Genomic DNA, 18,257 nt, shown 5'->3' on the forward strand with positions numbered 1-18,257 from the left:
CGTTGTGCGGTGGTGGCGCCGGTCTGGCCTGGGCGCGTTACCGGCGTTTCTTGCGGCGTTTCTGGCCCACCTTCACGCGCTGGAGCGCGCCCTGCAGTTCACCGTGCGCCTCCTTCGGGATGGAGGACGAGCTGCGCAGGCGCAGCCCCTTGCCGGTGCGAACCGCAGTCAGGCGCCCGTTCTCGACGCCGTAGCGCCGGACAATATCGCGGGCCGCATGTTCGAAGTGCATGGGCGGGTCGCCGCGCCGCACCCGTAGCGTTCCGTCCGCGATCTCCAGGCTGAAGATGATGCTTGCCTGCCAGATCAGCAAGGCGCCCGCCACCAGCAGCAACACAATCATCAACAGCAGCGTGATCAGCATGGAGTCCTCTCCGGTGGTGCCCCGACCTGCATGAGTCTGGGGCAGGGCGTAATGAATCCGTCGCGCCGATCGTAGCACTCGAACACGCGGTTGCGTCTCGCGCCGCCGGACTGATGGGCGCGTGCGGTACCGGATGGCCAAAGGTCGCGCAGGGTTGGAATGTGCAGTATGCACATAGAGTGCTAGTATGTGCTTAATTCGGTTTGTCTGGAGGTGAGCCATGAGCACTGCAGAGCTTCTGGCCCCGGAACGTTCCGAGGTCCTGCGCGAAGCGCTAGTCAATGCCGGCAAGGCGCTGGGCCTGACCCAGGCGGAGCTGGGCGAGGTAGTCGGGCGCGGCCGCACGGATATCAGTCGGGGCAACATCGACCCGGCCAGCAAGCCGGGTGAGCTGGCGCTGTTGCTGATTCGCTGCTATCGCGCGCTCTATGTCCTCACCGGCGGGGATGTCGGTGCGATGAAACACTGGATGCAGACGCACAACCACCACACCGGAGGCGTGCCCGCCGAGCAGATCCGCACGGTTCAGGGTTTGGTGGGGGTGCTGGAGTACCTCGACGCGATCCGCGGCAAGCTATGAGGGCAACCTGACATGCCGGACTGGGATGCCCTGGTCGAAGCGGCGCCGCGTGTCACGCTGAGGGGGGAGGTCCTGCGCCTGGTGGAGAGCCAGGAGCAGGTTGCCACCAACCAGATTGTCAGCTCGCTCGACCGCCAGGCCGTTCTGGAAGAGATGCTGGAGGCCACCAAGCCGCCCCGGCGTCCCGGTACGGAACGGCTGCACTACCTGCTGGCGACGCCGTTTCGCTACCCGCCGCTACGTCACGGCTCGCGCTTCGGTCGTCGCCACGAGCCCAGCCTGTTTTACGGCGCCCTGCGCGAGCGCACGGTCCTCGCCGAGGCGGCCTACTACCGGTTTGTGTTCTGGCATGGCATGGCGACCCCGCCACCGCGCAAGCTCGATACCCAGCACACCCTGTTCGCCGCACGCTACCAGAGCCCCAATGGCTTGCAGCTCCATCAGCCCCCGTTCGCTGAACACGCGGACCTGTTGCGTCATCCCGCCGACTATCAGGCCACCCAGGCCCTGGGCGCCGCGCTGCGCGAGGCCGGCATCGACCTGTTCGAATACCCGTCCGCACGCGATCACAAGGCCGGCCTGAACCTCGGGCTCTTCAATGCGCGCCCGTTTACCCGCAACAAACCCACACGCCAGGATCCCTGGCTGTGCCAGCTTACCGCCGACCACGTCCGTTTCCTCAAGCCCCGCGACGGCGCCCTGCACGACTTTCCCCTGACCCAGTTCCACTACCAGGGCCGGCTGCCGCTACCCGCCTGACAGCCGTACCCACACCGGCCATTGCGAGGCCTCGCAGAGGCCGTGGCAATCGGTCGGACCCGCCCACAGGGCCTCAATGCTCTCGATGGCGTATGCCTGGCAGGAAAATGTCAGAAGTAGTCGTCTTCGCGCTGACGGCGAAACGCGAGGAGGGTGACCCTTTCGGCATCGTCAATTTCGAACAGGGCCACGTAGCCCAAACGGCCAAAAGGGATCAGGAGCTCTCGGATGCGCGGATGGGCGGGGTCCAGCGTACGGCAGCTCAGCGGGAAAGTTTCCAGTAGCGATACGGCCTGCCCAATGGCCGTGCGGGCGCGGTTTGCGGCTGTCGGATCCTGTTCTGCCAGGAATGCGACAAGCCGCATCAGGTCGTCGCGCGCCTGCGCCGTAAAGCGGACCGAGGAACTCATCCTTGAGCCTCCGGTTGACGGGCTATTTCGTGCTCAACACCTGGTCGAGCTCATCCAGGACCGATTGCGCCGGATAGTACACACCCGTCTCCCGGGCGTTACGCGCCGATTCCAGCCCGCGCTCCAGAAATTGGGCGTGCGCCTGGCGGCGGTGAATCTCGTGACGCACGGCATCCTCGATAAACGCCGATAGCGTTTCTTCCTCGCCCAGGGCCTGCTCGACCTGGTGGCGAAACGCATCACTGACCCGCAGGGCGGGTAACGTCGCATTCTTCATGGCCCGTCTCCGGCTCAACCTCCCGGGTCTGTATCGTATATGCGATACAGAACCCAGCCGCACTTATTCCGAACCCTTTGACGGTTCAGATAGGCTCTTCCCGGCCGGGGCGTTTGAGGTGTTCAGCCACCAGATGGTGAATAGCAGCATGGCGGTGATGATCGGGTACTTTGCGAGCGTTATGCCCGTGGACGGCATGGCAAGAGACGCCGGAATGCCCGCGACCAGCCCCATCTTGATAGCCAGTGGCACCTTGCCGAAAGGCCGGTTCATCATGAACGCGCCCGCATAGAGGGCGATCCAGCCCCACAATCCTGCGAGCGCGGCGAACAGGCTTCTCGCTTCAAAGAGGAACCGGGTCCTCGTGAATTCCTCTTCGCTCAGGCCCTGTTCCCGCGCAAAGCGCTGCGACGCTTCGTCGAAGAATTGGTTGAGTCCTTCATCCGGCGCGAGATAGCCGCTGGCCAGCCAGAAAACCCGGGCCAGGAACCAGACAAAAATCACGCTGGAGACGGCCAGCGCCACGAGCGTGGTGGCCTTGAGCACCATTCTCACGATTTTCACCATCCCCTCCCCTTGAATGCACGCAGTCCGTTACGCATGGACCCGCGGAACACAAATAGGGTGCGGACCAGGTACGGCATCAGGACCGGGATGTAGAACACGAGCGTCATCTTGAGCCATCGAGGTGCCCCGTCGGGCACATGCCAGATTCCCAGGAAAAGCACCGAAAACGGGGCCAGTAATGCCAGGCCCGCGTAGAACGCCCGTGTACCCAGGCGAGCGCGGCTACGCGAGCCAAGGATTATCAGCGCGAAGAGAGTCGCGTAAATAAAAAGAAAAGACAGCCACCATGTGAGAAGAGCTAGGCTGTACATGGACCATTATTCCCCGTCGTAGGGCGCGTTTCGGGTATTCGGAAGCGCGGTATGCATCTGGATCCAGGGAACGCCGAGCCGGCCTGGATATTCCTCCAGCAGCAGCTGGTCCCCCTCGCGTACCGAGCGGTAGAGCGCACCACCGACCTGCACCCCCATCCGCGACTGAGGACCGTCCCAGCCAGCCACGCGCAGGTACCGGCGCGTGCCACCCCGCCCGCGCCGGACGGTCTTTTCCTGTAAACCCACCACGTACTGGTTTGGTGCCGCATGATCAAGCGCCATATTCACTTCTCGCAGCAGGCCGTAGCTGGTCATCAGGGCACCGAGGTACCCCACCAGGACCAGTTCGAGCAGGACAAGATGCGTTCGTGAAGTCCGTCCGAGCAGCACGATGGTCAGCGCCATCAGCGAGCCGATTACGATCGCGGCGACGGGGAGCGCAAGCGACAGGAGGCCAGCCATGCTGGCGGGCGCCGGCAGGGGCGAGAGCATGATCGGTGTCAACAGAACGAGTCCGCCGAACAGCAGGGCCGTGCTGGCACCCGTGAAAAGCGCCGCTTTCCATGCAAATGGCTCCCTGCGACCGCGCACTGCGGCAGGAATCTCCGCCTCCAGCGCCTCGGAGATGTCGCGCAACAGGGGGACGAGTGCCCGGGCGAGCAGGATCGGTCGCGGCTCCTTGCGCCACCTCGACGATTTAACCTCCACCCAGATCCGTTGGCGTCGAACGCGGATCTGACGAAACCGTACGTTCTGCCTTTCGCATTCATCGAGGAGGCGCAGCATCCGCGCCTGGGTCGTGGCGCAGCCCTTGAGTGCGCGGCAGATGCTTCGCTGCTCCGTGACCTGGTAAAAGGCCCGGTCGAATGAGCGGTTCCCTGTGCGGCAGGCCACGGAGAGACCGATCGCCGTAAAGGGGTAGTCCCACCAGCGCCGGGCCTTGACGCGCATTTCGATATCCGGCGCCCGGTCAAAGCCGATGCGTTGCAAGGGGGCGCGTCGACTTCCGGTTTCTTGCTCACTGTAAAGCGCACCCTCGGGTGGATCCCCCATCCGTTTGCCCGTGTACGGGTTGATGAGCGTAAGGGCTTCCAGTTTCCAACGGTCTTCCATTCGGGCGCGATAGCCAATGACCGCCATTCCGATCATCGTGACCAACCCGGCCAACATCCACATATGCACATCCCCTGTGGCAGCGTGTGACAGCGAACCCGTCGGGTCCTACTCGGTGTCACTCTGGGGTGAGCGGCCCGGCCGCCACTCGGCCTGCATCGCAAACAGTTCGATCAGAGCCTGGGCATTCGGATCGTCACAGCCGTGTTCGTCGATGCGCTGCCCCACCTGGGACTGGATGTCTTCCTGGCCACGCAGCAGGGTGGCCGCGATCTGTTCTCCCGTCGCTTCGGGGTGCTGGTCCTCCAGCGCCATGACGGATTGCAGGTAGATCATTTGCTGGTTGGCCAGAAACGCGACCATCTGGTCGTCATCGATTTCGTCACAGCGGGCCGCGGCCGTACTGGATGCGACGAACTGACTCAGGATGTTCAGGATCTCGGGCCGCTCGTCGGCGCTTGCCGGGCTGGCGAGGCCGAATATCAGCAGGAATAGCCCGGCCGTGGCGGCGAGAAGCCGGCGAGGTGGCGGGCGGGTGACGGGGCATGGGGCGGCAGGGCGCACATGCCCCGCGCGGACAGAACTAGAGAATCCTTTCTTCATCGTTTCCCTCCCTGGAAACATCGCGAGCCCATTGATCGGTCGCGCCCACAATCTAGCTGCTGTTTCCCGACCTGTCATCCCTCGTCCTTCTACGGAGCACCACGTCATTGCGAGGCGTCGCAGAGGCCTCGGCAATCGGTTGGAGACGCCCCGATCGCCGGCCGGCTGAGAGGGTGAAGAACGACAAGACAGACCAGGTTCGGGGGCATGAGTTATGGGGCCATTCGCGGCGGAACAAGAATCGACCTTTCGGCGTACCGACTTTGCTCGAGCCGGCCTCATTCTGCGTACCCGACACGGCCGCCGGGCCTGGTCTACACTCCCCGCAAACTTGCATGCACCCCGCGATCCAGGAATGAGTCCACCATGGCCAGGCGTGGTTTCGGGCCGGCGGCCCAATGGCAACCGAACGATCTTTCCCCCGTCTCCGAGCCGAGTCCGGAAGCGGGGGCGAGGAGTGGTGGTTCGCCGCCCGGGGGAGAAGGCACCCCGGTGGAGGGGCAACTGGAATTCGTGAAGGTCTCGCCGCTCCGGCGGCTGCCGTTTTTCGGCCGGGGCGGACGCAATATCGCGGAATTGAAGCAGGTTGGCACGCCTGTGGCCTGGCTACGGCGGCCCAGCGGTGGGTTTGCGGCGTGGTTCGGCAAGCCGGAGCTGCATTTCGCAACCACGCGCCTGCGCCTGGCCGACCCGTCCGACGCGGGGTTTCTGGAGCAAATCCAGCGGAATATCCGTTTTTTCGGGATGCCCCAGCGCCAGGGGGTCTGGCGGGCCGGCGCGGGCACGGTGACGCAGATCGAGGAAACCAGCGCCGACGACGAGAACCTGAGCGGGCGGTTCCGTTACCGCGAAAGGGATTACCACATAAGCGGTCAGAAGACGGACTGGCGCGTCCTTTTCACCTACACCCTCCGGGATGCCCAGGAGGTGGTTGCCACATTCCAGCCCAAGGCCGAGTCGAGGCTGGATGGCGGCTGGTTCGTGGAGGTCAATCATCCGCGACCGCTTGGCGCCATCGCCATTGCCTGTCACATGGCCATGTGGCTTGAAGAGAGCGTGACTACCTCGGGCGGTGGCGGTGGTGCCGGAGGTGGCGGCGGCGGAGGCGGCTGCTGACGTCACGCCCCTCAACGAGGCCCGTTTCCTTAAGGAAACACTGATCAATGTACGCACTCGCGTTGGTACCCCAGGTTTTCCGAGACAAGGCGCGTCGTGTAGCGGGTAGTGGTTCTACCCGCAAGCGGCGCAACGCAGGATCGGGGAACCTGGGGTACCAACCCCACAAATCATTGAAAGCAGCGGCTCGGCCGCTTTTGCATGCGCACGGCGTTGCGGCTCCCTTGTGCGGAATGACTGCACGGCAGTCACCGCGCCTTGTTCGCACGCAAAAGCGACTCGAGCGCGAGCGTGTACATTGATCAGTGTTTCCTTAACCCCCGCGACGCTTCCCTGCTCGACTGCCCCCTGACGCAGTTCCTGTATCAAGGTGTCTGCCGCAACTCGCCTGACACCCGCATCCGAACCCGAACCCGTCATTGCGAGGCCTCGCAGAGGCCGTGGCAATCGGTTGGAGCGTGCTGGGCCGCCGGTCGGTCGCAATGCCGGGGCAGAAGGCCCGACCTGATCCGGCGCCCTTGATCCCGGCGCCCGTGCAGGCACTCGACGCACCACGGGGTCTGCTACGCTTCGGCCCTTGTCGGACAGGAGAGATCAGATGACGGTTGCAGCGCTCACGGAACAGTTTCCGCATCCCGAAGTGCGGTTTCGCCAGCAGGATGCGCTGGTGATGGTCGATATCGAGAACGCGCACGGCAGCGCGACGATCACGACCTTTGGCGCGACACTCCTGAGCTATCGCCCGAAGGGTGGCGCCGATGTGCTGTGGGTGAGCGATACCGCGTTGTACGACGGCAAGAAACCGGTGCGCGGCGGGGTTCCCGTTTGCTGGCCATGGTTTGGCCCGTACGATCCGGCCGCGCTGGGGCCCGACCCGAGCGACGAACACAAGAAAGGTCACGGGATCGCCCGTTATGCGTTTTGGGATGTCGAGTCCGTGGAATCGGTCGGCGAGGCCACGCACGTCGTGTTCGTGCTGACCCCCGGCGACGATATCCGCAAGGCCTGGCCGCTGGAGTTCTCGCTGCGCCTGCACGTCACCCTGGGCGAGACCCTGGAGATGACGCTGGAGGGCGAGAATCGCAGCAAGCGCGACTGGCGTGTGTCGGAGGCCTTCCACACCTACTTCGGCGTGGGCGAGGCCGAGGGCCTGGTGGTGCGCGGGCTGGACGGGACCACGCGGATCGACAAGCTGGCGGACGGCGAACGCGGGACGCAGTCCGGCGACGTCGCCATGACGACCCCGATGGAGCAGGTGTTCGTCGGCCACCCGGGCACGCTCGTGATCGAGGATCGGGGCAACGCGCGCGAGATCGTCATCGAACGCGAGAACAGCGCCAGCAGCGTGCTCTGGAACCCCGGCCCGGAAGGTGTCCAGTCGTTCGCCGACATGCCCGACGACCAGTACCGCAAGACGGTCTGCGTCGAAGTCGCCAACGCCCTGGACGATGCCTACCCGCTTGCCGCGGGCGCAACCCACGCCATGACCATGCGGCTCTCCGTACGCTGAGCCAGCCGGCTGGCTGGATTGCCACGTCGCTGCGCTCCTCGCAATGACGGGGACGAGGCACTCGCGCTTCCTGCGCAACGGGGCATGCGGGCCAGTCAGGTGCAGTGACCCTGCGCCGGTATCCCGCTGACCCCGGCCGTTCGCGGGCCCCATTCCCCGCCATTACAAGGCCTCATAGAGGCCGCGGCAATCGGCCGGACTGGCCCAGATGCCGATCGGCCAGGGTGGAGAGAGGACTCAGGCTTGGCCCCGGCACCCGTGACAAACCACGCTCCGTCATCCCGGCTCACCGCTTTGCGGTGTCCGGGATGACGGAGGTGGGGGGTGGAATGGGGATGGTCCCAACCCTTTGCCCTGTCTCGACCTGTCACGCCTGATCCTGGTATCCGCGCTGACTGCGCCAGCTCCGGAAGCGGTGCGCCTTGGCTACAGCGTGTGCCCGGTGAGTCGTCGGTAGATAGCGAAGCCGGCCTCGCGGTCACGGCAGCGCAGGATGGCGGCGCGGCCCGGGGTGGAGGGATCGGTCTGCAGGTTCACGCCGGCCGCCTCGGCGGCCCGGAAGTCGTCATCCCGCAGTTCGGCCTCGCCGAACACCGAGATCACGAAGCCACCGGGTATGGGCGGGGGCGGGGTGAACGCCTCGCCGTCGGCCAGCGCGACCCAGGCTGGAATGAACTCCGGGCCGTAGAAGTCGAAGAAGCCGTTGGAGCCGCGCAGGTGGGCCTCGATCGGCCGGCCGCCGATCAGTTCGATGTTGCAGAGGCCGCTGTAGCCGGCCAGGTTGCGGCGTACCCAGTCGGTGATCCAGGGCTCGATCTCGGGCGCGGGGGCACCGATCTCCCAGTAGATCGGACGGGCGGCGTCCTTCGCCTCCGAACCGCGGGTGTGGGCAAACCAGCGGGCCGCGCCGTTCTCCACCAGGCAGTCGGTGCTGGTGTGGGTACCTTGCAGGCGCTGGCACCAGAAGCTGCCGGGCTCTGCCGGCACGTCGCCGGCCGGCAGGGTGCGTGCGTTCAGCCCCATGCCGGCCAGGTTGGTGATCGGCTTGACGAACACCTCGGCGTCCGCCGCGATGCCGAGGTCCGTGGGTGCCACGCCGCAGGGCGCGGCGGTCAGTCCGGCATCCAGGGCCAGATGCAGTTTGTCATAGACATGCCGGTGGTCCGGATTGAGCCGCCAGGCGGCGGCGTCGGACACGGCCACCTCCCGGCACGGCTCCGGCCGGAAGAGATGCTCGCGTTCGGGGAGGACACCGACAAACGGCACTACCCGGCCTCCGCTTGGCGTTTTGCGTGGCCCGCCGCCAGGCGCTCCACCTCGCACAGTAGCGACTTGAACGCGGGAAACCCGCTGATCGGGTCCAGCGCGCGGTCGTCGGTCAGTTCGTTCACGTTGGCGTGGTTCCAGCCGTGCTGGCAGTGCGCCACGCCGGGCTTGATGCGGTCCGTGACCTTGGCCACGAATGCCACGCGCCCGCGTGGCGAACGCACCTCTACCGTGTCGCCGTCGGCGATCCCGCGCGCGGCGGCATCCATCGGGTGCAGCTCCACCAGCGGCTCCGGCATCGCCCGGCGCATGCGCTCCAGGTGCTGGTGCTGCGAGTGGGTGGCGTGCTTGTGGCGGGCGCCGCTGGTCAGTACCAGCGGATAGTCGTGGGCCAGCTCCGGCGTGGAGACCGGGCTCTCCGCCGGTTCACGGTAGACCGGCAGGCCGTCGTGCCCGGCCGCGCGCAGTTCCGCGGCGTCGAACTCCACCTTGCCGCTGACCGTGCGGAACCCGTCGATCCGGTACTGGCGGTCGCCTTCCTCGAAGCCGTGCGCAAGCATGTCGTCCAGTGCCCTGGCGAACACGGTGACCCCGTCCGGGTCATTGTAGACCTGCTCGCGGATGGTCTCGGGGATGCCCTCGGCGGCCTCGGCCCAGCTGGCCTCCAGGTCGCCGTTCCAGAACTGCTCTCCCATGCCCAGGCGCACACCCAGCTCCAGGAATACCTCGCCATCCGGGCGCGCCTCGCCGCGCGGGGCAACGGCGGCGTGGCGGTAGCGCAGTTCGCCGCGGAAGTTGCAGCCGGGGTAGGCGATCAGCGCCGCGCGTTCCAGGCTGGTGGCGGCCGGCAGCACGATGTCCGCCATGCGCGTGGCCGGGTTGTGGAAGAAGTCCGACGCGGCGAAGAAATCCAGGGCGCCCAGCGCCTGCTCCATGCGTCTGGAGTTCGGCCACATCGAGGTGTTGATGCCCATCGCCAGCAGGGCGCGGACCGGCTGTGGCTGCCCCTCGAGGATGGCATCCGGCAGCAGCATGCTTTGTGCCGCCGGCCAGTGGGCCGTCCACACCGGAAAGGTCTCGTCGCCGATGCGCGGCGGGAGGTTCTGCTTGCAGTGGTCGAACAGGTCGATGGGCCTGGGCGTGACCTTGTCGTTGAAGAAGCGGTTGCCGCCCTCGCGGTCGATGTTGCCGGTCACCGCGGCCAGCAGGATCACCGCGCGGTGGTTCTGGAAGCCGTTGGAATGCTGCACGGTGGCGGTGGGCGAGAGCATGATCTGCGCCGGCGCGTTGGCGGCATAGAGCTCGGCGGCGCGGCGCAGATCGGCCGCGTCGATGCCGCAGATCTGTGCGACACGCTCCGGCGAGAATTCGCCCACGTAGTCGCGGAAGGCCTGCACGCCGCTGCCCCATTCGTCGAGGAAGGCCTGGTCCTGCCAGCCGTTTTCGAAGATCAGGTAATGCATGCCCAGCGCCAGCGCGCCATCGGTACCCGGGCGGATCTGCAGGTGCACCTCGGCCTGCTCCGCCAGCGGGGTCACCCGCGGGTCGACCACCACGGTCGCGCAGCCCGGGCGGGCCTCAGCCAGGGGGTGCTGGTGGAACGGCGGGATGGAACCGCGCGGGTTGGTGGACCACACCAGCAGGCAGCGGGTGGCATCCGAGGCGACGGTGGAGGAGGTCTTGATCTTGGTGCCGAAGGTCACCTCCTCCGCCACCTTGGTAGAGGAGAAGCAGCAGCCACTCTCGGTCAGGTAGTTGGGCGAGCCGAAGGCATGTGCCAGGCGCTGGAGCTGCGGCCGGGCCTCCTTGGTATAGCCGGCGAAGAAGGCCGCCGCCGGGGCCCCGTGTTCCTCGCGGGTGGTGCGCAGGCGCTCGGCGATGGTGTCCAGTGCCTCGTCCCAGGAGATGCGCTCGAACTGGCCGCTGCCGCGCGGGCCCGTTCGCCGCAGCGGGTACAGCAGGCGCTCCGGATGGTTGCGCCGGTCGAGCTGGACGTAGCAGCGCGGGCAGTCGGGGCCGTCAATGGCGACCGGCTCGCCGACGGCGTCCAGGGTGACGTCGATGGCACAGTTGGCATCGCACTCGTAACAGGTACTTTTCACGGTCGCCATCGGACGGTCTACCTTGTTCAGCGGTCGGTCCTGGTTGCTGCGCGGGCATTATGCCGGGAGCCTTCGGTCCGCCACGAACAACGCCTGGAACCGCGGGGCCACCTCTTTTCCACTCGTGGCCTGGGCGCCGATTAGCTTGGTTGGGGGTAAGGCAATACCTGGCACGGTCACTCGTGACAAAACACATCCCGTCATCCGGGCCAGAGCGCAGCGCAGAGCCGGGATCTCCGGGTTGAAGAGCCCCGGCGGGGAGGTCCTGGCTCACCGCTTTCGCTTTGCGGTGTCCGGGATGACCGGGTGTGGGGGCGGAACGGTATCGGTCCCCAACCGTTTGCCTCTGTCGATGCGCGTTTACGGACTTGCGTGCTGGCGGGTCTGCCTTGCGCGTCTCAGGCCGGTTGTCTGCGGGCCGCGCGGAGGGCACGGCAGATCCAGCCTTCCGGGGTATCTTCGCCGGTCAGCAGGTAGCGCAGGGCGTGGGGGTCGCGCAGGGTGTGCGAGATGGTGAGGGCGCTCGCGAAGCGGCCGCAGAACAGCAGGTGGTCGCCGGGTTGCAGGGGCGTGTTGTCGTCGGGCGCGAGGATATCCTCGCCGCCGGTTTCGCGCCGTAGTAGCAGCACAATGCAGGCGTGTCGCTGGCGCACGGGATGGTCGGCGCGCAGCAACTGGCCCAGGGTCACCGGCTCCTGCTCCAGATGGGCAAGGAGGGCCGGGGCTGTCCCCTCGTCCAGTTGCTCGGTCCAGATGGCCGGCACACGGTCGCCGACCACGGCCGTGATGGAGCTGACTTGCTCGTTCGCCCAGTCGGTTGTCTGGTTGCGACTCAGTTCCAGGAAGCGCGGCAGGAGCGGCGAGGTCAGATGGGCCAGGATCGCCTCGGCAATCACTCGGTCGTGGCGCATCACCAGCGGCAGGTCGGCCGCCGCGAACAGGAGCGAATCGCACTCGCGGTTCTGGCGTCCGACCATGAACAGCTCCGGGTTCAGCTCGCGCGCGGTCATCACGATGGACAGGTTGTAGTCGTCGCGGCCGGTTCCGGCCACGATCCCGGAGGCGCTCTCGATGCCGGCCTCGTGCAGGGTGTCCGCCTCGGTGCCGCGGCCCTTGATGCAGTCGGGCGGACAGTCCGCGCCCTCGGGGTCCGTTTCCACCAGGGTTACCTCCACGCCCTCCTGGATCAGCCCGGCATGCACGGCCTTGCCGAAGCGCCCGAAGCCGCACAGGATCCAGCGACCGCAGGGCGGGTCGATCGGCATCGGCAGCGGGCTCCCGGGGATGCTCCCAAGCCACTCGTGCAACAGGTGATGCGCGGGGGAGTGCAGCGCGAGGGCCAGGCGCTGGCCGAAGATGTCGAACGGGTTGATGACCTGGTCAGTCCCGAACGAGGCCATGTTCTTCTCTGTGTCGTGGCTCTCGGCACGGCAGATCACGGGGCGTTCCGGGTTAAGGAGTTTGGCGGCAATGGCAATCCGCAGGTTCACCGCATCGTCGCTGGTCAGCGCCACCACACCCTGGCAGTGCGGGTTGAGGAGCCCGGCATCGAGCAGGCGATTGGCGATGCTGGCATCCGCGCACAGACCGGGGATCTGCAGCGGGTAATCCTCCAGGACCAGCTCGTTGATGCGATCCGGGTTCTGGTCGATCACCACGGCAAAGCCATTGCGCCCGAGCAGGGAGCGCACCACCAGGGCCCCGGTGTCGCCATAACCGCACACGATATGGAACGGTCGCTGCAGCTTGCGGATCGTGCGGTCGAACGCATGCTGGCTGACGGCCAGGCGGAAGGCCGGGTCCTGGATCAGTGCGAGGATCTTGCCGATCGCATACAGCCAGGCCACCACCGACAGGTAAACGGCAACCACCGTCCACATCCTCTGCGCCTCGGTGAAGGCGTGGGGGATCTCGCCGAAGCCGATGGTGGTGGCCATGTAGGTCACGAAGTAGAACGCATGGAAGAAATCCATGCGCCAGGGCTCCCCCTGATCGTCCACGCCGGGTATCAGCACCAGGCCGAGAACGGAGATCGCGTAGGCCGCCGTCAGCGCAAGCAGGGGTGCCCGCATGCGCCGCAGGAACAGGAACAGCACCTTGTTGATCGTGGGCCCCACGGCTTGTGGTGTCTGTAGCGCTCGTGGCCGCCGTCAGCGGCGCAGCGCCACCGTATCCGCGATCAGCAGCAGCACGGAGATCAGGTTGGCCACCATGGCTCCGCCCGCCAGGGAGACGATGCTGGCCATGAACATCGCATCCATGCCCCCGGCATGCACGTGGCTCGCATAGGCCCATACCGCCGCGGCCGCGATCAACTGCAGCACCGCGACCAGCGAACTGGCCAGCAGCAACGCCCCGGTCTGCGTCCGGTCCCCCAGCTTCAGGGCTGTCGCGATGACGTTTACCACGATGGCTGCGAACAGCTCGTACACATTGTGGTGCGCCGGATCATCGATCTCGCCGAGAAAGAACCCGAAGTTCAGCGTGAACGCCAGGATGATGAAAAAGCCGAAGATCACCTTCTCCAGGTTCATGCGCATGCTCCTTGTCGTTCGAGGTAACGGCTCCTGCCCGGCGCCGCGACACGGGCCCCGTCTTCATCTGCCCGCAGCATGGAGCATGGCCCAACAAGCCCCGGATGGCGAGGGCAGGGCGCGGATCTCCCCACGTGCCGAAACGCCAGGGCAACGTCATTGCGAGGCCTCGCAGAGGCCGCGGCAATCGGCCGAAGCGCCACGGTTGCGGACCGCTCGTGATCGGGCAGGGCAAAAGGCAAGACGGGACCCCAAATATCTTGCTCTGCCGATCCCGGGGCCGCTAATCCCAGAGGTGGCCCCAGCGTTTCCACCAGTCGCGGGCGATAGCGCGGTTGCCCGCGTTCTCGCGTTCGTCGAGGACGGTTCCCAGGCGGATGTACTCGCCCCCGGTTTGCGAGGTCACCGTCGGATCCTGCGAAGCCAGCATCAGGGCATACAGCGCCAGTTTCAGTTCCCACGGGTCATCGGAATCGAGGTAGGGCACGAGATGCGGGACCGCCGGCGCACCGATCCGGCCGAGCGCCTCGGCCGCGGTGTACCAGGTACGCGGATGCTCCTCGCCCCCGTAGGTCTCGGTGAACGCGCGATCCGACAGGCGTTCGAGGTAGTAGTGGATCTCGTCCCGGAGGCTGGCGAAGCCCTCCGCGGGTCCGTCTGCCGCGGCGGCGGGCTGCTCCTGCGGCGCGGCCCCCGTGGCGACGGGTGGCTCCGCCGATGGCGGCCCGCCGACACAGCCAGCAAGCAACATTCCGCCGGCCAGCCATGCGGTCAGCCACCAGGCAGAAGAGGGGTAAAACGGCAGGGGGTTGTCTTTCAAATGCCTTCCGATCCACGTATTGTCGCGGGTTTATCCGCACTCAATTTTCGGGGTCCCGTCTCCGGTAATGAGTCCCTTGCCGGGAGCCGGCCCCGCCTTGGCCCATCGGTACGGTCACTCTACGGTAACCGGCCACGTATGCGACGTCTTGTCCCGCGGGCCGCGGGTGGTCTTCAGGTGCAAGACCGGTGCAGGCCTGGGGCGCGCTGCGCCAAGGGGATCCCTCGAAGAGTGATCATCGCTTCGGGGGTTCGCAAAAGGCGAGGCCCCCTGTAGCAGGGGGCCTCGCGCAGCCGTTAAAGCAGGATGGCTAGCAGGATGAGGACGGGAATCGGGATGCCCAGAAACCAAAGCAGTATGAATTTCATCTTGATCTACCTCGCTGATTGGCAGCAATCTGTACGGTTCAATAGTGGACGCTGTCGCGCTGCCGACCGCCGATCGTGGCGGCGAAGCTGGCGCTGAACGCCCCGATCAGCAGTCCCAGGAACGTCCACAGAGAAAGTTTCGCCATCGCGCTTCGGGCCTCATCGGCCACCTGTCGCGCCTGCATTTCCAGTTCCTCCATCTGCGCCTGGACTTCGCGGATTCGGTTCTCCGCCTGGGACTGGCTGACGCCGGTGTTCTGCGCGATCAGTTGCGCCAGATACGCCCTGTCGCCATCCGACATATCGTCCCACCCGCGGGCGAGAATACGTACCGCCTCGGTGCGCATGGCGGTTCTGTCGGAGTCGGTTGCGCCGGCGTCGGGAGCCGCCCTGGCACGCTCTGGGCGAAACAAGATATCCGCGAAATAGTCGAGCGGGCCGGTGGCGTCGCCTTCGGTCTGCCCATTAGCGCCTGCCATCATGGCAGCGCCGCCAGTCGTAGCCGCCGCCCCGACAGCCGAAGCACCGGCCTGGGCGGTGCTGCCGATGATTGCAGTGGAGGCGGAAACGAGCAAAGCCGCCGTGACGACCACGCTAAGCGCCCAGACGAGGAAGCCGTGTGCGGTATCCCGGAAGAATACTTCGTCGGTATGCAGATCGGTCCACTGGGTGCGCAGTCGGCCGGCCAGGTAGCCGCCCATGGCGCCGGCGATGATGTGCACGAGTATCAGCCAGACGATGCTTGCGAACCCGATGCCCTCGGCCGACACGCCCTCTCCGGCCCACGGCGAGACCGCCGAGAATCCCAGGCCCGTGCCCAGGAGCAGAAAACTGAGCGACAGCGCCGTAGCGACCACGGCGCCTGCGATCACCGCGCCCCAGGAAACGCCGGAGCGGCGTGCCTCGTTACCGATGTCCGTGGTGAATGGGTCATGCATTCCCGATGTGGCGGAACGCCCCGCCAGAGTGGGCTCGACAGATGCCATGGCGACTTTCCTTCGTGACAAGTGGATGAGACTGCATGCTGCGGTGCAGTCGCTCCGGGGTTCTGTGCGTTGCCACACCTTGGCGTCCCGGCTCCTTTCCATCTGCTCGAGTTTCCGCGCCGTTTTCAGGTTTTCACGGCGCGGGTCGCGAGGTGCGGGGCCATGCCCGCAGCGGTAAGACCGGTCGATCCCCGGCGCTGCCAGGCAACCCGCTGTAGGCGCCCCGGCCTCCGGGCGATTGCGGTATCCACAGCACGCCATCGGTCAGAGGGCGGACCGCCTGAACAAACCGCGTCATTGCGAGGCCTCGCAGAGGCCGCGGCAATCGGTTGAAGTACCAAGGGGGTGGGCGAATTACGGTGGAGCGGGGACCAGGGAGCAAGACCTGCCCCGAATTTCCGAAACCCCGTCATTGCGGGGCCCCGCAGGGGCCGCGGCAATCGGTTGACGTGCCACGGGTGGGGGCCGCTCGTGGTGGTGGAGCAGGGGCATGGGCAAGACCTGCCCCGGAATTGACTCGGGGCTATTTCTCGCCGATGCCAAGGCCGCTATCGACACCGGTCACGGGCACGATGCGGCCGTTCGGGTCAAGGAAGAGGTCGCTGGTGAATGCGCTTTCCCCGTCCTCGGTCGGCATCTCGGCCAGTTGGGTGTCGAGGGTATCGGCGGGGCGCCCGTAGAGCCGCTGGACTCCGCGCAGATCGCCGGGCTGCAGGTCGGCGAAGTCCTCGGTGTACCTGAATCCCATCACCTGCCCGGATGGCCCGGGATGGTCCAGGCCGATGGCGTGACCGATCTCGTGAGTCAGCGTATAGCGGATGTCGTACACATCCTTGTTGCCGTCGAATCCGACCTTCCACTCGTGAGCAGGATTCAGACACACCAGCGACTGTTCGATGGTGCGCACATCCACTTCCGCATCGGGCGAGTAGGAAACGTTGGAGAAATCGTCCGCATCGGGTGTGTAGGCTACGTTGGCGAATGCCCGTCCACGCGGCTGCCCCTGGGCACCCAGGATGATATCCGCCTCCCGGGTATCGCTTACCTTGTGGAATGACAGACCGGCCGCGCGCTCCCAAACCCGAAACGCCGCCGCGGCCTCGCGATCCAGCGTCTCCATGGAGAGGGCTTCGCCCAGAAGCTCGTCAATCGGTGCGAGATCGCGGCAGTTGTGCGCATCATCGAACCGTAGCGCCTCCCCGGCAAAGGCATAGCTGATGCTGGCCCCCAGCCCTAACTGCTGGTCTCCCCACTTCACCTTGTAGCCATCCAGCTTGAGCAGCCGATACCCACCGTCGTCGGCAAGGGCCGGCAGCGGGAGTGCCAAGGGCAGAAAGCCGGCCATTACCAAGGCCAGCGCGGGAAGGTGTGCATGCGTGACTGATCGCACCGCAGTCTCTCCTGGTCGGGCCCCGTCAAGAGCGCCTTCAGGGCGCGCGAGGCTCCCGCGCAGCGTAACATAACGGACGACTAACGCTTATGTGTGACATCGAACCGACGAAGCACTCGGTCACCCCCAAGAGTCCGAACGGGGCGTCCTGCGGTCAGCGCACCGTACTCGGCTCAATCTGCGGCGTGGACCCGCGCAGGCGAGGGTGGGGCGCGTATCCAAAGCCGAACCAATAACCCCGCAGTGCCGTCATTGCGGGCTTCGAAGAGGCCGTGGCAATCGGTTGCAGCCCCACGAATTCGGGGCGCTGGAGGGGAGCAGGCGCATAACCGAAGCCCTACGGGGTCAAACCTTGCCCTTTGCCCGCGCCTACTGCCCGTGCCGGAAAGCCAGACTGGATTGGAGAGACGCGTTTGATGAATCGATCGTGGCCCGTGCTGGGCCTTTGCATCTCCCTGGTTTTCGCCGGCGCAGCCTGGGCGGACACCACGGAGCTGGACGGTGACTGGGCCTGTCCTGCCGTAATGCACCTGGCCGCCATTGGCTCGAGCCAACTGAATCTGCAGCTTGATACGCGCTCCCGTCTGCATCCGGACGGGCGGTACAAGAGCGAGGGCGACGCCGTGGCCCAGTTCGGCCTGTGGCCGCTCACGCTGATCGCGACCAGCGAGGGGCAGTGGCAGCGCGAGGAGCAGCAGCTCACGCTCACCGTGGAAGCCCTGGACCTGTCGCCCGGCTCCCCATCAGGTGTCGAACTCCAGCGCCACCTGATCCGGCAGATCACTACGCGGCTACCGGAACTCCCGCATACGGAGGTCACGCGGATCGTCGCCGAATCGCCCACGCGCCTCGTGGTCGAGCACGCGTCCGGCGAACAGTACACCTGCCAACGACTGTGAGCCCTCGCGCGGGCGCAGACCGAGATCTGCCCCGTCTACGCCTTTCCTGATTAAGCACGAGAGTCGGCCAGTCACGGGGATCATCCGGGGACGACAATGGCCCTTGCCCCTGCACTGTCATCCCGGCCGGAGCGAAGCGGAGAGCCGGGATCTCCCCCGTCGGGACAACCCCAGCAGCCGCCGAGATCCCGGATAACCGCTACGCGGTTTCCGGGATGACGGAAAAGAAGGCGCGTGGAGCCGCTGGGCGCGTACCGTTGCGCTCCAGGGCCACCTTCG

The 18,257-nt window shown here is 66.1% G+C and carries 19 protein-coding genes; 5 read left to right on the forward strand and 14 right to left on the reverse strand.

From position 1 onward, the window contains the following. Positions 1-37 precede the first annotated feature (37 nt). On the reverse strand, positions 38-364 hold the full coding sequence (locus D573_RS0112025) for a DUF3634 family protein (RefSeq protein WP_018938813.1): 327 nt from the start codon (positions 362-364) through the stop codon (positions 38-40). Between the two features lie 220 nt (positions 365-584). Between D573_RS0112025 and D573_RS0112030 the strand changes: the two genes are divergently transcribed. Further along, complete coding sequence (locus D573_RS0112030; RefSeq protein WP_018938814.1) at positions 585-944, forward strand: MbcA/ParS/Xre antitoxin family protein; 360 nt, start codon at positions 585-587, stop codon at positions 942-944. Between the two features lie 12 nt (positions 945-956). Continuing rightward, a complete protein-coding gene (locus D573_RS0112035; RefSeq protein WP_018938815.1) occupies positions 957-1,703 on the forward strand; it encodes an RES family NAD+ phosphorylase in 747 nt (248 codons plus the stop codon). A gap of 110 nt (positions 1,704-1,813) precedes the next feature. Here D573_RS0112035 and D573_RS0112040 read toward each other — a convergent pair whose 3' ends face one another. The 6 genes from D573_RS0112040 to D573_RS0112065 all read right to left on the reverse strand — a co-directional run bounded on the left by D573_RS0112040 (position 1,814) and on the right by D573_RS0112065 (position 4,948). Next, positions 1,814-2,113 (reverse strand): type II toxin-antitoxin system RelE/ParE family toxin, encoded by a 300-nt coding sequence (locus tag D573_RS0112040; protein WP_018938816.1) that lies wholly within the window; start codon positions 2,111-2,113, stop codon positions 1,814-1,816. 22 nt (positions 2,114-2,135) lie between these two features. Beyond that, positions 2,136-2,390: a YlcI/YnfO family protein gene (locus tag D573_RS0112045; RefSeq protein ID WP_018938817.1), complete on the reverse strand. Its 255-nt coding sequence runs from the start codon at positions 2,388-2,390 to the stop codon at positions 2,136-2,138. Between the two features lie 63 nt (positions 2,391-2,453). Further along, positions 2,454-2,957, reverse strand: coding sequence for a hypothetical protein (locus D573_RS0112050; RefSeq protein WP_018938818.1), 504 nt, complete (start codon positions 2,955-2,957; stop codon positions 2,454-2,456). Further along, a complete protein-coding gene (locus D573_RS15005) occupies positions 2,951-3,268 on the reverse strand; it encodes a hypothetical protein (protein ID WP_018938819.1) in 318 nt (105 codons plus the stop codon). The genes D573_RS0112050 and D573_RS15005 overlap by 7 nt, the downstream gene beginning before the upstream one ends. A 6-nt stretch (positions 3,269-3,274) precedes the next feature. After that, entirely contained in the window at positions 3,275-4,447 is a 1,173-nt protein-coding gene (locus D573_RS0112060) for a hypothetical protein (RefSeq protein WP_018938820.1), read from the reverse strand. 45 nt (positions 4,448-4,492) lie between these two features. Then, on the reverse strand, positions 4,493-4,948 hold the full coding sequence (locus D573_RS0112065; protein WP_018938821.1) for a hypothetical protein: 456 nt from the start codon (positions 4,946-4,948) through the stop codon (positions 4,493-4,495). Between the two features lie 531 nt (positions 4,949-5,479). Here D573_RS0112065 and D573_RS0112070 point away from each other — a divergent pair. Both D573_RS0112070 and D573_RS0112075 read left to right on the forward strand, forming a co-directional pair. Continuing rightward, positions 5,480-6,103 (forward strand): hypothetical protein, encoded by a 624-nt coding sequence (locus D573_RS0112070; RefSeq protein ID WP_018938822.1) that lies wholly within the window; start codon positions 5,480-5,482, stop codon positions 6,101-6,103. Between the two features lie 598 nt (positions 6,104-6,701). Continuing rightward, positions 6,702-7,613: a D-hexose-6-phosphate mutarotase gene (locus tag D573_RS0112075; protein WP_018938823.1), complete on the forward strand. Its 912-nt coding sequence runs from the start codon at positions 6,702-6,704 to the stop codon at positions 7,611-7,613. 426 nt (positions 7,614-8,039) lie between these two features. Here D573_RS0112075 and D573_RS0112080 read toward each other — a convergent pair whose 3' ends face one another. The 7 genes from D573_RS0112080 to D573_RS0112110 all read right to left on the reverse strand — a co-directional run bounded on the left by D573_RS0112080 (position 8,040) and on the right by D573_RS0112110 (position 17,034). Beyond that, positions 8,040-8,879 carry a hypothetical protein gene (locus D573_RS0112080; RefSeq protein ID WP_018938824.1) on the reverse strand — a complete coding sequence of 280 codons (840 nt, stop codon included), beginning with the start codon at positions 8,877-8,879 and terminating at the stop codon, positions 8,040-8,042. Then, positions 8,879-10,990 (reverse strand): molybdopterin-dependent oxidoreductase, encoded by a 2,112-nt coding sequence (locus tag D573_RS0112085; RefSeq protein WP_018938825.1) that lies wholly within the window; start codon positions 10,988-10,990, stop codon positions 8,879-8,881. The genes D573_RS0112080 and D573_RS0112085 overlap by 1 nt, the downstream gene beginning before the upstream one ends. A gap of 389 nt (positions 10,991-11,379) precedes the next feature. Then, positions 11,380-13,098, reverse strand: a complete 1,719-nt coding sequence (locus D573_RS0112090; RefSeq protein ID WP_018938826.1) for a TrkA family potassium uptake protein — start codon at positions 13,096-13,098, stop codon at positions 11,380-11,382. Between the two features lie 33 nt (positions 13,099-13,131). Beyond that, positions 13,132-13,515 (reverse strand): DUF6394 family protein, encoded by a 384-nt coding sequence (locus tag D573_RS0112095; RefSeq protein WP_018146378.1) that lies wholly within the window; start codon positions 13,513-13,515, stop codon positions 13,132-13,134. A 283-nt stretch (positions 13,516-13,798) separates the two neighbouring features. After that, positions 13,799-14,266, reverse strand: a complete 468-nt coding sequence (locus D573_RS0112100; protein WP_018938827.1) for a HEAT repeat domain-containing protein — start codon at positions 14,264-14,266, stop codon at positions 13,799-13,801. 475 nt (positions 14,267-14,741) lie between these two features. Beyond that, entirely contained in the window at positions 14,742-15,689 is a 948-nt protein-coding gene (locus tag D573_RS0112105) for a hypothetical protein (RefSeq protein ID WP_018168035.1), read from the reverse strand. A 523-nt stretch (positions 15,690-16,212) separates the two neighbouring features. Then, positions 16,213-17,034, reverse strand: a complete 822-nt coding sequence (locus D573_RS0112110) for a matrixin family metalloprotease (protein WP_018938828.1) — start codon at positions 17,032-17,034, stop codon at positions 16,213-16,215. A 461-nt stretch (positions 17,035-17,495) separates the two neighbouring features. Between D573_RS0112110 and D573_RS0112115 the strand changes: the two genes are divergently transcribed. After that, the gene (locus tag D573_RS0112115; RefSeq protein ID WP_051076220.1) at positions 17,496-17,978 is read left to right on the forward strand and encodes a hypothetical protein; all 483 of its coding nucleotides are present in this window, start codon (positions 17,496-17,498) and stop codon (positions 17,976-17,978) included. Positions 17,979-18,257: the final 279 nt, after the last annotated feature.

The organism is Thioalkalivibrio sp. AKL9, from assembly GCF_000377825.1.
Classification (GTDB): Bacteria; Pseudomonadota; Gammaproteobacteria; order Ectothiorhodospirales; family Ectothiorhodospiraceae; genus Thioalkalivibrio; species Thioalkalivibrio versutus.

Excerpts from the sequence above, each read along its gene's own strand:
- D573_RS0112045 (WP_018938817.1), bottom strand. The coding sequence starts at position 2,390 with ATGAAGAATGCGACGTTACCCGCCCTGCGGGTCAGTGATGCGTTTCGC.
- D573_RS0112100 (WP_018938827.1), bottom strand. The coding sequence starts at position 14,266 with ATGTTGCTTGCTGGCTGTGTCGGCGGGCCGCCATCGGCGGAGCCACCC.
- D573_RS0112025 (WP_018938813.1), bottom strand. The coding sequence starts at position 364 with ATGCTGATCACGCTGCTGTTGATGATTGTGTTGCTGCTGGTGGCGGGC.
- D573_RS0112105 (WP_018168035.1), bottom strand. The coding sequence starts at position 15,689 with ATGGCATCTGTCGAGCCCACTCTGGCGGGGCGTTCCGCCACATCGGGA.
- D573_RS0112095 (WP_018146378.1), bottom strand. The coding sequence starts at position 13,515 with ATGAACCTGGAGAAGGTGATCTTCGGCTTTTTCATCATCCTGGCGTTC.
- D573_RS0112060 (WP_018938820.1), bottom strand. The coding sequence starts at position 4,447 with ATGTGGATGTTGGCCGGGTTGGTCACGATGATCGGAATGGCGGTCATT.
- D573_RS0112110 (WP_018938828.1), bottom strand. The coding sequence starts at position 17,034 with ATGGCCGGCTTTCTGCCCTTGGCACTCCCGCTGCCGGCCCTTGCCGAC.
- D573_RS0112035 (WP_018938815.1), top strand. The coding sequence starts at position 957 with ATGCCGGACTGGGATGCCCTGGTCGAAGCGGCGCCGCGTGTCACGCTG.
- D573_RS0112085 (WP_018938825.1), bottom strand. The coding sequence starts at position 10,990 with ATGGCGACCGTGAAAAGTACCTGTTACGAGTGCGATGCCAACTGTGCC.
- D573_RS15005 (WP_018938819.1), bottom strand. The coding sequence starts at position 3,268 with ATGTACAGCCTAGCTCTTCTCACATGGTGGCTGTCTTTTCTTTTTATT.
- D573_RS0112115 (WP_051076220.1), top strand. The coding sequence starts at position 17,496 with ATGAATCGATCGTGGCCCGTGCTGGGCCTTTGCATCTCCCTGGTTTTC.
- D573_RS0112050 (WP_018938818.1), bottom strand. The coding sequence starts at position 2,957 with ATGGTGAAAATCGTGAGAATGGTGCTCAAGGCCACCACGCTCGTGGCG.
- D573_RS0112030 (WP_018938814.1), top strand. The coding sequence starts at position 585 with ATGAGCACTGCAGAGCTTCTGGCCCCGGAACGTTCCGAGGTCCTGCGC.
- D573_RS0112040 (WP_018938816.1), bottom strand. The coding sequence starts at position 2,113 with ATGAGTTCCTCGGTCCGCTTTACGGCGCAGGCGCGCGACGACCTGATG.
- D573_RS0112075 (WP_018938823.1), top strand. The coding sequence starts at position 6,702 with ATGACGGTTGCAGCGCTCACGGAACAGTTTCCGCATCCCGAAGTGCGG.